15 protein-coding genes are annotated in these 13,966 nt (G+C 72.6%); 8 read left to right on the forward strand and 7 right to left on the reverse strand.

Annotated elements, in window-relative coordinates:
• Nucleotides 1–153: 153 nt before the first annotated feature.
• The 3 genes from ACZ62B_RS24520 to ACZ62B_RS24530 form a co-directional block, all read right to left on the reverse strand.
• The gene (locus ACZ62B_RS24520; RefSeq protein WP_468723804.1) at nt 154–2,295 is read right to left on the reverse strand and encodes a putative bifunctional diguanylate cyclase/phosphodiesterase; all 2,142 of its coding nucleotides are present in this window, start codon (nt 2,293–2,295) and stop codon (nt 154–156) included.
• Nucleotides 2,292–3,104, reverse strand: a complete 813-nt coding sequence (locus ACZ62B_RS24525; protein WP_344556944.1) for an SAM-dependent methyltransferase — start codon at nt 3,102–3,104, stop codon at nt 2,292–2,294. The genes ACZ62B_RS24520 and ACZ62B_RS24525 overlap by 4 nt, the downstream gene beginning before the upstream one ends.
• A 335-nt stretch (nt 3,105–3,439) precedes the next feature.
• On the reverse strand, nt 3,440–4,369 hold the full coding sequence (locus tag ACZ62B_RS24530) for an SCO0930 family lipoprotein (protein WP_469692178.1): 930 nt from the start codon (nt 4,367–4,369) through the stop codon (nt 3,440–3,442).
• 181 nt (nt 4,370–4,550) lie between these two features.
• Between ACZ62B_RS24530 and ACZ62B_RS24535 the strand changes: the two genes are divergently transcribed.
• Entirely contained in the window at nt 4,551–5,156 is a 606-nt protein-coding gene (locus tag ACZ62B_RS24535; protein WP_468723802.1) for a hypothetical protein, read from the forward strand.
• A 35-nt stretch (nt 5,157–5,191) separates the two neighbouring features.
• Nucleotides 5,192–5,956 carry a bestrophin-like domain gene (locus ACZ62B_RS24540; protein ID WP_344556939.1) on the forward strand — a complete coding sequence of 255 codons (765 nt, stop codon included), beginning with the start codon at nt 5,192–5,194 and terminating at the stop codon, nt 5,954–5,956.
• Nucleotides 5,957–6,057: 101 nt separating this feature from the next.
• Here ACZ62B_RS24540 and ACZ62B_RS24545 read toward each other — a convergent pair whose 3' ends face one another.
• Nucleotides 6,058–6,555, reverse strand: coding sequence for a hypothetical protein (locus ACZ62B_RS24545; protein WP_344556937.1), 498 nt, complete (start codon nt 6,553–6,555; stop codon nt 6,058–6,060).
• Between the two features lie 334 nt (nt 6,556–6,889).
• Here ACZ62B_RS24545 and ACZ62B_RS24550 point away from each other — a divergent pair, with 334 nt between their 5' ends.
• On the forward strand, nt 6,890–7,558 hold the full coding sequence (locus ACZ62B_RS24550) for a class F sortase (RefSeq protein WP_344556935.1): 669 nt from the start codon (nt 6,890–6,892) through the stop codon (nt 7,556–7,558).
• 31 nt (nt 7,559–7,589) lie between these two features.
• Here ACZ62B_RS24550 and ACZ62B_RS24555 read toward each other — a convergent pair whose 3' ends face one another.
• Nucleotides 7,590–8,429 carry a polysaccharide deacetylase family protein gene (locus ACZ62B_RS24555; protein ID WP_344556933.1) on the reverse strand — a complete coding sequence of 280 codons (840 nt, stop codon included), beginning with the start codon at nt 8,427–8,429 and terminating at the stop codon, nt 7,590–7,592.
• A gap of 145 nt (nt 8,430–8,574) precedes the next feature.
• Between ACZ62B_RS24555 and ACZ62B_RS24560 the strand changes: the two genes are divergently transcribed.
• The gene (locus tag ACZ62B_RS24560) at nt 8,575–9,036 is read left to right on the forward strand and encodes a universal stress protein (protein ID WP_344556931.1); all 462 of its coding nucleotides are present in this window, start codon (nt 8,575–8,577) and stop codon (nt 9,034–9,036) included.
• Nucleotides 9,037–9,069: 33 nt separating this feature from the next.
• Here ACZ62B_RS24560 and ACZ62B_RS24565 read toward each other — a convergent pair whose 3' ends face one another.
• Nucleotides 9,070–9,894 (reverse strand): alpha/beta fold hydrolase, encoded by an 825-nt coding sequence (locus ACZ62B_RS24565; protein WP_344556929.1) that lies wholly within the window; start codon nt 9,892–9,894, stop codon nt 9,070–9,072.
• 57 nt (nt 9,895–9,951) lie between these two features.
• Here ACZ62B_RS24565 and ACZ62B_RS24570 point away from each other — a divergent pair, with 57 nt between their 5' ends.
• Complete coding sequence (locus tag ACZ62B_RS24570; protein WP_344556927.1) at nt 9,952–10,425, forward strand: MarR family winged helix-turn-helix transcriptional regulator; 474 nt, start codon at nt 9,952–9,954, stop codon at nt 10,423–10,425.
• Nucleotides 10,426–10,431: 6 nt separating this feature from the next.
• Here ACZ62B_RS24570 and ACZ62B_RS24575 read toward each other — a convergent pair whose 3' ends face one another.
• A complete protein-coding gene (locus tag ACZ62B_RS24575; RefSeq protein ID WP_468886066.1) occupies nt 10,432–11,586 on the reverse strand; it encodes a CapA family protein in 1,155 nt (384 codons plus the stop codon).
• Nucleotides 11,587–11,797: 211 nt separating this feature from the next.
• On the opposite strand from ACZ62B_RS24575, the gene ACZ62B_RS24580 reads away from it, so the two are divergent.
• From ACZ62B_RS24580 to ACZ62B_RS24590, 3 genes are all read left to right on the forward strand, one after another.
• Nucleotides 11,798–12,343, forward strand: a complete 546-nt coding sequence (locus tag ACZ62B_RS24580; protein ID WP_468886065.1) for a sigma-70 family RNA polymerase sigma factor — start codon at nt 11,798–11,800, stop codon at nt 12,341–12,343.
• Between the two features lie 136 nt (nt 12,344–12,479).
• Complete coding sequence (locus ACZ62B_RS24585; protein ID WP_085571413.1) at nt 12,480–13,001, forward strand: hypothetical protein; 522 nt, start codon at nt 12,480–12,482, stop codon at nt 12,999–13,001.
• A 151-nt stretch (nt 13,002–13,152) separates the two neighbouring features.
• Nucleotides 13,153–13,806, forward strand: a complete 654-nt coding sequence (locus tag ACZ62B_RS24590; protein WP_344556901.1) for a zf-HC2 domain-containing protein — start codon at nt 13,153–13,155, stop codon at nt 13,804–13,806.
• Nucleotides 13,807–13,966 lie beyond the last annotated feature (160 nt).

Here is a 13,966-nt window from a genome sequence, read left to right on the forward strand (position 1 = left end):
CCCCCTCCCCTTCCCGTCCTTGGGGGCTTCGCCCCCAGACCCCCTTCGCGCAGTTCCCCGCGCCCCCTCAGGGGCGCGGGGCCGACACATGTGCGGCTCCGCCGGGTGGGCGCGACCAGCCGCAGCCGCCGTGCGCCCCGAGCCACTGGGCGGCTAGCCCGTCGCGTCGACGAGCGCCAGCTCGTGCAGCCGCTCCGGCGGGCCCGGGCGGGCGTAGTACCAGCCCTGGGCCGTGTCGCAGCCGAGGACGCGGAGCTGTTCGGCCTGGGCCCCCGTCTCCACTCCCTCCACCGTGACCGCGAGGTCAAGGCTGTGGGCCAGGGAGACGATCCCCTCGACGATCTTCAGATCGACGGGATCCGCCGGGAACTGCTGCATGCTCTGGGTGAAGGAACGGTCCAGCTTCAGGACGCTCACCGGGAGCCGGCGCAGGTTGGCCAGGTTGGAGTAGCCGGTGCCGAAGTCGTCCAGCGCGATGTCGACGCCCATCTCCGCCAGCCGGCGCAGCGGCTTCAGCAGGTCGTCGTCCGCGCCGATCAGCGCCGACTCGGTCACCTCCAGGCACAGCGCGTCCGGCGCCATCCCCGTGCGCTCCAGGATCTCCACCGTGTCCTGGACCAGCCCGGGGTGCGTGAGCTGACAGGGCGACAGGTTCACGTTGATGCGCAGCGGGCCGAGCGCCTCACCCCCGTGCCGGTCCCGCCACTCACGTGCCTGGCGCACCGACTGCTCCAGCACCCAGCGGCCCAGCGGGACGATCAGCCCCGTGTGCTCGGCGAGCGGGATGAACCGGTCCGGGGACAGCACCCCGTGCTGCGGGTGCAGCCAGCGCACCAGCGCCTCCGCGCCCCGCACACTGCCGTCGCCGAGGTGCACCAGCGGCTGGTACTCGATGAAGAACTCGCCCCGGTCCAGGGCCGTCGGCAGCGCCGTGGTGAGCCCGTGCCGGGTGATGGCGCGGGCGTCCGCCTCCGGGTCGGCGAGCTCGAACCGGTTGCCGCCCGCCGACTTGGCCCGGTACATGGTGATGTCGGCGCTGCGCAGTACCTCCGCAGCGCTGCGTTCCCCGGCCGGTCCCTCGACGATGCCGATGCTGCCGCGCACGGTCAGCTCCCGGCCGTCGACGCTGATCGGGGCGAGCAGCGCGTTCATGATGCGGGCGGCGAGTTCGTCGACGGTGCGCTCGGTGTGGGGGCCGGTGGTCAGCGCCACGAACTCGTCGCCGCCGAGCCGGGCCACCATCTCGCCGGACGCGGTGGCGCAGGCCTGCAGCCGGTCGGCGACCTCGACGAGCAGCCGGTCGCCGGCCGCGTGCCCGAGACTGTCGTTGACGGTCTTGAAGCCGTCCAGGTCGAGGTAGCACAGCCCGAACCGCTGGCCCTCGCCGGCGCCGAGCGCCTTCTCCAGCCGCTCGAAGAAGAACGCCCGGTTGGGCAGCCCGGTGAGCGCGTCGTGGGTGGCCTCGTACCGCAGCCGGAGGTTGAGCAGCCGCCGCTCGGTGGTGTCCTCCATGAGGGCGAGCTGGTACTGCGGGGCGCCGTCGGCGTCGCGCAGCAGGGACACCGTCAGATTGGTCCACAGGACCGTTCCGTCCGGGCGGTAGAACGCCTTTTCGAGGTGGTAGTGCTCGCGCTCACCGCTCACCAGCTCGTCGTAGAGCCGCCACGTCTGCGGGGCGTCGTCGGGGTGGACCCACTCCTTGACGTTGCGGCCGCGCAGGGTCTGCTCGGACAGGCCGAACATGCGCCGCAGCGCGCCGTTGACCTGGAGGATGTTGCCCTCCAGGTCGGCGATGCCGATCCCTATGGCCGCGCCCTCGAACACCGCGCGGAAGCGGGCCTCGGTGGCGTGCAGCGCCTGCGCGACCACGCCCTGGGCCTCCAGCGCGGCCCGCGCGACGGCCTCCTGCTCGGCCAGCGTCCGCTCGCGCAGCGCCTGCGCGAACCCGGCGGCCATGGCGTGCTGGAGCCTCGCGGAGCGCGCCCGCAGGTCCTCCCGGTCGCCGTCCTCGCCGCAGTACAGGACGAGATAGGCGTCCACGCAGTCCAGGGTCCGGCTGAGCGCCTCCGGGTCGGTGCAGTGCGCCTCCACCAGCGCGGCGCCGGCCGCCCGGCCCGCGTCCGCGTCGAACGACCGGGCCCGCAGCGCCTCGCTCAGCAGCCGGGCCAGCGGCAGCAGCCGCTCCTCGAACTCCGGGCGGGTCGCCGACGTCGAGGTCACCGGGAAGACCGCCCGGCTCCAGATCGTCGCGAACCGGCGCAGTCTGTCCTCCGGCCCGTCCGGCTCCGCGCTCACGCCGTACGCCCCACGCCCGCGAAACCGGAGAACGCGTAGGGATCCTCGTCCTCCGGTGCGGTGTCCGGCCGCCACTGCGGCATCGGCACCAGTCCGGGTTCCACCATGTCGTACCCCTCGAAGAACCGCGCGATCTCGTCGCGCGTGCGCATGATCAGCGGGTTGCGAATGTCCTGGTACACGTCCACCGCCCCCTCGGCCCGCTCCGCCGGCAGCGGGATTCCCTCGTACGAGGCATGGGTGAGGACGAGCATGCTGCCGGGCGCGAGGGCCTGGCGCAGTTCGGCCACCGCCGTGTACGGGTCGTCCGCGTCTTCCACGAAGTGCAGTATGGCAACGAGAAGCAGCGCCACCGGCCGATTCAGGTCGATCAGCCGCAGCACTTCGGGACTGCCGAGAATCTCCTGCGGCTTTCGGAGGTCCGCGGCGACGACGTCCGTGCCGTCGTCACCCTCCAGAACGGCCTGGCTGTGCGCCACGGCCACCGGGTCGTGGTCGACGTACACCACACGGGCGTCCGGTACGGCCGCCCGCGCCACCTCGTGGACGTTGCCGAACGTCGGGATGCCGGAACCGATGTCCAGGAACTGGGTGATGCCCTCACCGGCCGCGAAACGCACCGCCCGGCGCATGAAGGCACGGTTCGCCTGCATGATCTTGGGCAGGCCCGGCATGAACTCCATGGCCCTGCGGGCCGCTTCCCGGTCGACCTCGAAGTTGTGCGAACCGCCCAGGTAGTAGTCGTACATCCGGGAGACGCTGGGCACCGAGATGTCGATGCTCCGCGGGGCCCAGGCGGGACGCTCCATGTATCTCTCCAAGGCGTAGGCGATCCGGTGTTCGAGCAGAGGCTACTGATCGCCCGCCAAAGGAGCGACCCCAAACGGAAATTGACCATCCGTTCCCGGTCACTGCCAGTGGCACGTGCCTATTCGGCGCCCCGCGAAAGCGTGACGACATGTGCCCGCGGCATTCCGGAGAGTTCCGACACGCCGAGAAGTACGCGGAGAAGGCGGAGAAGAGTGCCGATAATTCCACGGGTGCCGGTGAACCACGGCAAAACGGTCCGCCCCTCCGCGGGCTGCGAAGGGGCGGACACGGGGCCGGCGACGTCCGGAGCGGACGACACCCTTGGGGGAGGTTGCTACTTCTCCGACGCGCCGACCGGCTTTCCGTCGGGCCGTACGGCGTACCAGGTACCGCCGACGCCCTGACCGTTGGTGTCACCGGGGGCCTTGTCACCGGCGAAGGTGTAGATGGGCCAGCAGTTGATCGTCTGCTGGTCGGCGCCGTCCGGGCGGGTGAAGGTCATGTAGCCCTTCTCCTGGATGCCCTTGGTGTCCTCGAAGTCGACCGGCGAGACCACCGGCCACTTCTCCAGGCAGGCGCCGGTGCAGGCCGACACGGGTTTCGGCCAGGCCTCGTCCTTCATGAAGCGGTAGACGGTCATGCCGTTCTCGTCGACGACGATCTCGCCCAGCTTCGCGTCCTCACGGGTGGACAGTCCGGGCCGGTCGGCCGCCTGCGCCTTCTTGCCCTGGGGGTTCAGCGCGTACCACTTGCCGCCCACGCCCTGGCCCTTGACGTCACCGGCGTTGACGTCCTTGACGTAGCGGTAGGCCGGCCAGCCGGCGACGGTGAGCTGCTTGGTGCCGTCGGCCCGGTCGACCGATCCGAGCAGCGCCTTGTCGATTCCCTCGCCGGCCGTGGCGTCGTCGGCGGGCACCGGCGGCCAGGTCTTGGCGCAGTCGTCCTCGCAGTTGGAGGCGGGCGGCTCGGCGGTGTCCTGGTCGAAGCGGTACAGGGTCAGACCGAGGCTGTCGGTCACCACCTTGCCCAGTTCGGCGTCGGTGGAGACGTTCAGCTCGCCCGCCGTGTCGGAGGGGCTCGCCGACGCCTGGGCGCCGCCGCCCGCCTGGCCCGCGCCGATGTCGCCGACGTCCCCGGCCCCGGCCGTGGCGCCCACGTTCTGGCTGGCGGCGGACGGCGTGCTGTCCTGACCGCACGCCGTGGTCAGGGCCAGCACCGTCGCGGCGCTCGCCACCAGTGAGGCGGTCCGCCAGGAGGTCTTCATCGTCAACTCCACATCATCGCAAGGGTCGTGCAGCGCCCTGCTGTGCCGCCGCTCGACGATGGGTACGCATGAAGGCACGGGTCGTGTTCAACGGGGGCCCGGATTTCTTTTGTTAACTCCTTCGGGGCAATCACCGGGATCCCGGGCGCGGCCCAGCGGTTCACGATTCATGATCTTCGTCGTGCAAGCACTCGTACCGACCCAATCCCGCGCCACCGCACGCGCGTTGGCCGTGACGACGCTGGTCTGGGCGCTCGTCGGCGCACCCGGCACGGCCGCGGCCGACGCCTGCGCGTACGCCTCGACGGGGCCGGGCGGCACGGAGGCGGTGGCGGTCGCGGGACACGTCACCTGGACGGACCCCCCGTTCTGCTCACCACCGCCACCGCCCCCCACGCCCACACCCACTCCTACTCCTACGCCCACGCCCTCTCCGGAGCCGCCGCCCCCGCCCGAGCCCACGCCGACCACCCCGCCGCCGAAGCCCCGCCCGACCCCGAAGCCCGAGCCGCCGCCCCCGCCGGCCGCCCGTCCGGCACCGCCCGCCGCCCGTCCGACGCCGGCTCCCAGCCCGCCGCCGCGCCCGCGCCGCCCGCCGCCGCCGTCACCGGCCCCGACGCCGTCGGCCACGCCGAAGCCGCGTCCGTCCGTGACGCCCGTGCACTATCCGCGGTACCGCGCGGCCCCGGTCCGGCGGTCCTCCGGCGGTGCCACGTCACCGCTCACCTTCGTCCTGCTCATCACGGTTCCCGCGGTGGTCGCGATCGCCGCGCTGCGTCCGCGCTGAGGCCCGACCGACCCGACCCCTTCTGGAGGCACCTCTTGCCGGAATGGCTTGTTCTCACCCTCGCGATGCTCGCCGCCTGTGTCGTCGTGGTGGTCATCACCCTCGTACGGCACCGCAGGGCGGCCGACGACGAGGATCCCAGCGAGACCCCGGACGTCATCGAGTACATGACGATGTGGATCGGCGTGGTGTACGCCATCGTCCTGGGTCTCGCCATCGCCGGCGTCTGGGAGGGACGCGGCGCCGCCCAGGAGCACGTACGGGCGGAGGCGGTGGCCCTGCACGAGATCTCGGAGCGGGTACGGGTCTACCCCACCGAGGTGCGTGACCGTATCCGGGAGGATGTCAACGCCTATGTCGGACACGTCGTCACCACCGAGTGGCGGGCCATGGCCGACGACGGAGAGGTCACCGAACGCGGTACCGAACTCCTCGACCGCGTCCGCCGGGACGTCACCGACTACGAGCCGCGGACGGACTTCGAGGCACAGGCCTACCAGCCCCTCGTGGACCAGGTGGCCGCCGCCGACCAGGCGCGCAGCGCGCGGGCCGAGTCGACCGGGGAGACCATGCCGGGCGTGGTGTGGTTCGGGCTGATCACCGGGGCCGTCATCACCATCGGGATGATCTTCGCGCTGCAGATCCGGCGCACCACCCGGGAGATGGTCCTCGCCGGGCTGTTCTCGGCGCTGATCGCCTTCCTGCTCTTCCTCATCTGGGACTTCGACGCGCCCTTCGGCCGGGGCATCGCCGCGTCGGCGGACCCGTTCCTGCGGCTCTTCCCGCACATCGAGGGCTGAGGCCGCCCTCGGGTGGGCAGAGCGCCGCCCCGGATCCCGCTGGATCCGGGGCGAGCGGCGTGCGAACTCGTGCGAAACGGCGGCCCGGAGAGGACAGCGGTTCAGATCCGCTTCTCGGCGCGGCGGCGCATCCAGAAGACACCGCTGCCGGCGACCGCGGCGGCCACCAGGGCCCCGCCGATGGCCATGTCGGTCGGGGTCGCCCCGCTGGTGCTGCTGCCGCCGATACCGCCGCGGACACCGCCGATGACGGTGAAGGCGGCCGGCCGGGTCAGGCTGCGGCCGGAGCAGTGGACCGTGATGTCGTAGGAACCGGGACGGGCGTCGGCGTCGACGGTGGCGGTGCCCTTCGAGGTGTCGTTGGCACCGCTGATGGGCGTCAGGTTCGTCCGGGGGAAGGCGTTGGAGGTCGCCGTGCCGCCGTTGGGGCAGCCGTCGACCGTGATGGTCAGCTGGCCGCCGCGGGCGATGACGCTGGGCAGGGCGACGATGTTGGACGGGTTGGGAACCCGGCCGCCGTCCGCGACCGCCGCCGGGGCGGCGAGCCCGAGGACGGCGACCGCGGCGCCGGCGGCCGCCAGGGCACGTGAATTGCGCATGTGATCCTCCGCGGAAGACGCCCCGGGTCCCGTTCCCGGTCGATCGGCGAGAAAGCGCCTCCCGGAAAGACCCTCAGTTGCCCTGCGCACGCCCGCATTTCGGGAATGGTCCGTACCGGTGAGGCGAACCCCGCGCGGAAAACCGCGAGAGGGGATATCACCGCAGGTCACGGACCGTCAGAAAATCTTCGTCCGGTACCGCCCCGGATGGCGCACCCGGTCGTGCCGGGGCCACCCGTTCGCCGCCGCCCCGTCGCCGGTTGCGCGCACGGCATTTAGCGTTTTCCTCATGCGCGAGTGGTACGGCGACGGCCGTGTCGAGAGGGGAAGGCGAATGTCTGCTTTCGAGCCGGACGAAGCCGAATGGGAGGCACGGCGGAAAAAGCGCGCCCCGTGGGGCGTGATAGCGCTGGTTCTGCTCACCGGCCTCGCGCTCATCCGGAACGGTTCGGGGGAATTCGACGTGGGCCCGCCGCAGCCGGCCGGCGCGGCCGCCGCCGACAGCCGGACGCCCGGCGACATCACGGTCGGCGCCGTGCGGCCGCTGCCGTACGCGGTCCCGGACCGGGTCGTGATCCCGGGGATCCAGGTGGACGCGCCCGTCATTCCGGTGGGCCTGGACGCGGAGGGCTGGGTGGACGCGCCGCCGCCCCAGGACCCCAATCTGGCGGGCTGGTTCACCGGCGCCGTCTCACCGGGCGAGAAGGGCACGGCGGTCGTCGTCGGCCATGTCGACAACGCTCAGGGACCGGCCGTGTTCTACGGGCTCGGGGCGCTGAAGAAGGGAAACCGCGTCGAGGTCGCCCGCAAGGACGGGAGGACCGCCGTGTTCGAGATCTACGGCATCGAGGTCTTCGCGAAGAACGACTTCCCCGGCGACCGGGTCTACGCCTCCAAGGGGGCGGCGGAACTGCGGGTCATCACCTGCGGCGGCGGTTTCTCCAAGCAGAACGGCTACGACGGGAACGTGGTCGTCTTCGCCCGCCTGGCCGAGGTCCGCTGAGCGGTCCCGCGTCCGGGCGGGCGGGGCCCGCTCAGACGTACTGCCGGCGGGGCACGGTGACGTGGTACCCGGAGTCCAGCAGTTCGGGCAGGTAGGCGCGCAGGGCCCGTACGCTCTGCGAGCGGTCGCCCCCGGCGTCGTGCGAGAGCACCACGACGCCGGGGGCGGCGCCGTCCTCCACCCGCTCGACGATGGTGCGGGTGCCGGGCTCGGTCCAGTCGAGGGTGTCGACCGTCCAGGCCAGCGGTTCCATGCCCAGTTCGGCGCCGAGCTGGAAGGCGGCGCGGTTCCAGGCGCCGTAGGGTGCGCGGAACCACTCGGGGCGTTCGCCGTAGGCCTGCTCGACGATGTCGCTGGTGCGCTCCATCTCGGAGCGGATCCGGGCGCGCCGCAGCCGGGTGAGCAGGGGATGGGACCAGGTGTGGTTGCCGACCACGTGCCCCTCGTCGGCCATCCGGGCCAGCAGGTCCCGGTTGTGGGCCGCCATCTCCCCGCACACGAAGAACATCGCCCGCACCTCGTACCGGGCCAGGGTGTCGAGGATGTGCGGGGTGTAGCGGGGGTCGGGGCCGTCGTCGAAGCTGAGCACCATGGTGTGGCCGTGTCCGGGCACGCTCAGCAGCGGTTCGCGCCGGACCGGCGTCCTGCCGCGCGGGGTGTGCGGGGGCCCGTAGCCGGTCAGGGGCCGCAGGCGGTACTCGGAGGGCCTGAGCGGGCGGCGGGCCGCCCGGGCGCCGGCGGCCGGCGGCGGCGCGGGTGCGGCACTGTTCCCGGCGCCCGGCACGAACGCCGCGGCCACACCGGCGGCGCCCAGGGAGACGGCGCCGGCGAGCAGCGCCCGGCGCCGGGTGAGCAAGTGATCCTTCTGCATGACTCATCAGTCGCCCCGCGGAGGGCCGACGCACCTCAGCGACACCGGTGCGGCGGCACGATTTCACCCGATCGGCGCAGCGCGGGGCGACGGACCCCGGCGGGCGCGTGAGGCCGGTGAACTCGACTCCGATAGCCTCGCTGCCGTGACGGAACAACGGTCCCACCGGTTCGAACGGGGCACGGACGGCCCGAAGGTGATCGTGGCCGGCGTGGACGGCTCCGACTCCTCGCTGCGCGCCGCGGCGTACGCCTCCGGCCTGGCACGCCGTCAGGGGGCGCTGCTCGCCCTCGTGTACGTGCAGCCGGTGCTGGCCGCGGGAGCGGCGCTCGGCGCGCCGGTGGCCGACACGACCGAGGAGGTGGCCGAGGACCTGGTGGCGCAGGTCCGGGAGGCGATGGAGCGGATCAAGGGCGTCTTCGACCTCCGCTGGGAGTTCCACACCTTCCGCGGCGACCCCTACAGCGGACTGGTGAGGGCGGCCGACGACCTGAAGGCGGACGCGGTGGTCGTGGGCGCCTCCGAGCAGGCCGGCCACCGGATCGTCGGATCGGTCGCGGTGCGGCTGGTGAAGGCCGGGCGGTGGCCGGTGACGGTGGTGCCGTAGTCCCGTACGGGCGGGCCCGGGTGCGGTGCGCCGTCAGCGGGAGCGGAGGGAGCCGAGGAAGTCCAGCAGGATCTTGTTCAGTTCCTCGGGCCGCTCCAGGTTGGGGTAGTGCGCGGTGCCGTCGATGGTCACGGAGCGGCCGTCGCGGACGGTACGGGCGAACCGTTCCGCCTCGGCGATCAGGTCGGGGGCGTCGAGGGCGCCGTTGACGGTGAGGACCGGGACGTCGATCCCGGGGACGCGGGCCCAGGTGTCGGTCATGGGCACGTGGTGGTTCTCCTCGTCCGGGGTGTGTTTGGCAAGGGTGCCCAGAGCCATCTCGCGCAACCGGCCCGGGATGTCCGGGTCGATGTCGGCGGCGGTGCGGTGCTCGCCGGGCACGTAGCGCAGGAACGCGGTGAGCCAGCCCTCCACGTCGCCCGCCCCCAGGGCCGCGGCCTGCTCGGCCAGCACCTGGCGGACCCAGGGATCGGTGTACTCGAAGTCGCTGGTGGCCGCACCGCAGGCCACCACGGCGCGCACCAGCTCCGGGTACTCCAGCACCGTGTCGGTGGCGATGGCGCCGCCCATCGACACACCGACGAGCACGGCCGGACCGGTGTCCAGGTGGCGCAGCAACGCGGCGAGGTCGTCGGCCCAGCGGAACGGCGCGGTGGCGTTGGCCGAGGCGCCGTGGCCGCGGACGTCCGGTGCGATCACCCGGTACCCGGCGGCCAGGGCCGGGATCTGGGCGTCGAAGACCCGGTGGTCGGTGAAGCCGGAGTGCAGCAGGACCACCGGGTCGCCGGAGCCGGTGTCGAGGTAGGCGAGGTCGCCGTCGGCGGAGGGGAAGAAGCGCAGATCCGAAGCACCATTCATGACAACCAAGGTGTCATCTTGCGCCGAGTTTGGCAACTCAGGTGTCATGATGGCGTGATGACAGACACCGACGCCCCCCTCCCCCCGGACGAGCTCGGCCGCCGCCTCACCGAGGTGTACGACCTGGTCGGCCCCCTCTACCGGCGCGCCCAGCGCAGCGTGGAGCAGGAACTGACCACCGACGGCCTGTCCGTGGGCGTGCGTGCCGTGCTGACCCTGCTGCACCGCAACGGGCCGATGACCGTGCCGCAGATGGGCAGGGCGCAGGCGATCAGCCGGCAGTTCGTGCAGCGCATGGTGAACGACGCCGCGGCGCAGGACCTGGTGGAGGCCGTCCCGAACCCCGCCCACCGGCGGTCGTCGCTCATCCGTCCGACCGAGCGGGGCTCCGCGGCGATCTCCGCCGTCCTGGAGCGCGAGCACCTGCTCCTGCGGGAGGTCGGCGGTGACCTCACGGACGCCGATGTGACGGCCTGCCTGCGCGTGCTGGGCGAACTGCTGACGGCGCTCGACCACGTCGACCTCGGCTGACGGTCCTCACTCCCCCATCACGAGCCCGTCCTGCGCGGCGCCCCGGCTCAGCACCACGTTCCGGATCCGGTCGCGCACGGACCGCACCTCGGCGCCCCGGGCGAGCGCCCGGTTGAGGTTGACGACCCGGCCGGCGTCCACGTCGAAGAGCTGCGGGACGAACTCGGCCCGGGTCACCTCCCAGCGCCCGCCGGGGCGCTCCGGCGGGGCGAAGGTGAAGCGGCCCAGGGTGGACTGGTTGCCGCGGGGGTCGTGGACGCCCTCGTGGCCGGTCATCTCGCCGGCGATCTGGTCGCCCATGCCGTAGATCACCCAGGTGCCGTTGACCTTCTCGTAGGCCTGCGGGACATGGGCGTGGGTGCCGAGGATCAGGTCGATGTCGGGACGGCCCCCGGTGGCCGAGGCGGTGAGCGAGCGGGCGAGGGCGGTCTGCCGCTCGTCGGGGGCCTCCTGCCATTCGGTGCCCCAGTGCAGGGAGACCACGACGACGTCGGCCCCGGCCTCCCGGGCGGCCCGTGCGTCGTCGACGATCCGCGCCTCGTCGACGAGGTTGACGGCCCAGGGCTCGTCCGGCGGCAGCGGGAGGCCGTTGGTGTCGTAGGTGTAGGCGAGGTGGGCGACCCGCGCCGGGCCCGCGCGCAGCACGGTCGCCGTGCGGGCCTCCCGCTCGGTGCGCGCCGAGCCGGCGTGGCGCACACCGGCCCGGTCGAGGGCGTCCAGAGTGCGGCGGATACCCTCGGCGCCGTCGTCCAGGGAGTGATTGGAGGCGGTGGAGCAGCCGTCGTAGCCGGTGGCGGCGAGGCCGCGGGCCACCTCGGGCGGGGACTTGAAGAGGGGGTAGCCGGTGTAGTCGCCGCCCGCGCCGTACACGGTCTCCATGTGACACAGCGCCACATCGGCGGAGTCGACGACGGAGCGGATGCCGGAGAGCATCGGCCGGAAGTCGTACCCGGTGCCGCCCGCGTCGTAGCGGGCGCGTTCGATGATCGAGTCGTGGGGCAGTACGTCCCCCGAGGCGACCAGGGTGAAGCCGCGGGGCCCCGTGGCGGAAGGGGCCGGACGCCCCGGTTCCGGCGGTCGGTGGTCGCGGGCCTGGCAGGCGGCGCCCGCGGCGAGGACGACGGTCAGGACCAGGGCCACCTGCCGGCTGCGTGTGATCATCACTCCACCCCGCTGTAGTCGTATTTATTGACAAACAGGTAAGAAGCCGCATTGCGCCCGCGGCCGCTCCGACACGCCCTTTAGGCCGTCCGGCGTGCGCGAACGGCCGCCCCGACCGTTCGTCGAACCGTTCGTCGACGCGATCGACCGTCCGCCGCACGCTCCTGCGCACGCCCTGTCCCCGCGTCGCGCCGTGCGCTGCCATACGGCCATGACGGCCGGAACCACACTCATGAACGGGACGACCGCCGAGCACGAGCTCGCCGCACTGCAGCGCGAGCACGGCCGGCCCCTCTTCGCGCTGCTGCTCCGGCTCTGCGACGGGGACCGGCAGCGCGCGGAGGATCTGGTCCAGGAGACCCTGGTGCGCGCCTGGCAGCACCCCGAGGCCCTGCGCGCCGAGAACTTCGACTCCGTACGGCCCTGGCTGCTCACCGTGGGACGGCGGCTCGCCATCGACGCGCGACGGGCCCGGCAGGCCCGGCCGACCGAGGTCGGGGACGCCGTGCTGGAGAACGCCCGGGTGATCTCCGACCACGCCGAACGGGCCGCGGCCGCGCTCGACGTCCGCGAGGCTGTGAAAACACTCACCCCGGAGCACCGTGAAGTCCTGGTGCTCGTGTACTTCCAGGGGGCGAGTGTGGCGGAAGCGGCGACGGCCCTCGGGATTCCGCCCGGTACCGTGAAGTCCCGCGCGTACTACGCACTGCGCGCCCTGCGCCGGGTGCTCCCCGGATACGCCTCCGACATGCGGTGAAACCGAAGGCAGGGTCAAACCTTCGTAAAGCGCCTTGCCGACCACCCGGGTTGAGTAATCGGCTGTCCTCATCCGTGTTCCGGACCGGGGGCCCGGGTTCGGGCGACGCGCACGCACCGGAGGAAGGCAGGAAGGGATGCTGCACAGAGGTCGAGAGAGCACGGACGGCACCGGCGACGGTGAACTGACCGTCCCCATGGCCTGGTTGTACGCCGAGTACATCGCCGACGAACTGCTGCGCAGCGGCGATCTGATGCCGCCGACGTCCTTCGAGTTCCGCGCGGGCCGGGACGCCCTGGCGCTGACCGTGTTCCTGTCCGACACCGACGGCGAGCTGTCCGGCATCCGGGTGGTCACCCAGCTGGAGACCTGGCTGTCGCTGACCGCGTACGACCAGCCGTGGCAGGAATGGGTGCAGGGGCGCCTGCGGGACCTGACCGCGGACGCCGCCGCGGCCGGCCGGGACGCGCCGGACCCGGACCTGGAGCTGGCCCGGGAGGCCTGGCGCTGGCTGCGGGAGACGGAACTGCTCGCGCCCGACCTGAACGCGGTGCCGGGTGGCGGCGCGGTGACCGGCGAGGACGAGGGACCCAAGGTGTGGACACCGGCGTGGCAGCTCGGGCTGCCGCTCGGTCACCTCGCCATCCATCTTTTCTAGATTCCTCGCCGATCCGACCAATCCGGGGGCCGGTCCGCTCCGAATCCCTTGGTCACGATTCGGCACGTGGCTTGAGTGATTCGGCTGCCTGGTGCGTACCGGTGGGAGCAAGGAGTAACCCCACCCGCACCCAACGGCACGAGGATTCGGCATGAGGTCCCTGGAGAGGCATCGCGACGTCGGCGCCTACGCGCTCGGCGTGCTGGACGAGGCGGACGCGTTCCGTTTCGAGGACCACCTCATGGAGTGCCCCCGGTGCGCTGTCCAGGTGACCGAATTCGGCCCTGCGGCACGCCAGTTGATGCTGTACCGGAGTTCCACCCCACGGCTGGTGCACCCACTGGCCAAGCCCGGCCCGAGGATGCTGGACCGGCTGCTGTCACAGGTGGCGGCCCGCAACCGGGCGGGACGGCGCCGGCTGCTGCTGGCGCTGGCCGCCTCGGTGGTGGTCGCGGTGTCCGCGCCGGCGGTCGCGGTGCTGACGCGGGACGACGGCGGGAGCGCCGTGAGCGTCGCGGCGACCGACGAGCGGTCCGGGGTGTGGGCGCAGGTGACCACTCAGGACGAGGCCTGGGGCAGCAACGTGGAGATCGAGGTCAAGGACGGTGCGGGGCCCCGCACCTGCCGGCTGGTGGTGGTCGGCCGGGACGGCTCCGAGGAGACGGTGACCAGTTGGAGCGTGCCCCGTCTCGACGCCCGACCCCACACGGTGCTCGGCGGCTCCGCCATGCACCCCGAGGACATCGCCCGCTATGAGGTGCGTACGGCGGAGGGCGACAACCTGGTGACGCTGAAGCCCCGGTGAGGCCCCGTGCGGGCAGCGCGGCGCACCGCGCCCCTTGAGCCGCCGGCGTTCCCCGGAGGGCGGTTCCGGCCTGCGCAGGAGTGCCGTCCGGGGCGCCGGCGGTCAGGCCGCTCGGACACCGCAGCGGGCGCGACGGGGCCGCTCGGCGCCTGCCGGGCCC

The sequence above is a fragment of the Streptomyces sp. NPDC053426 genome (genome assembly GCF_055585405.1).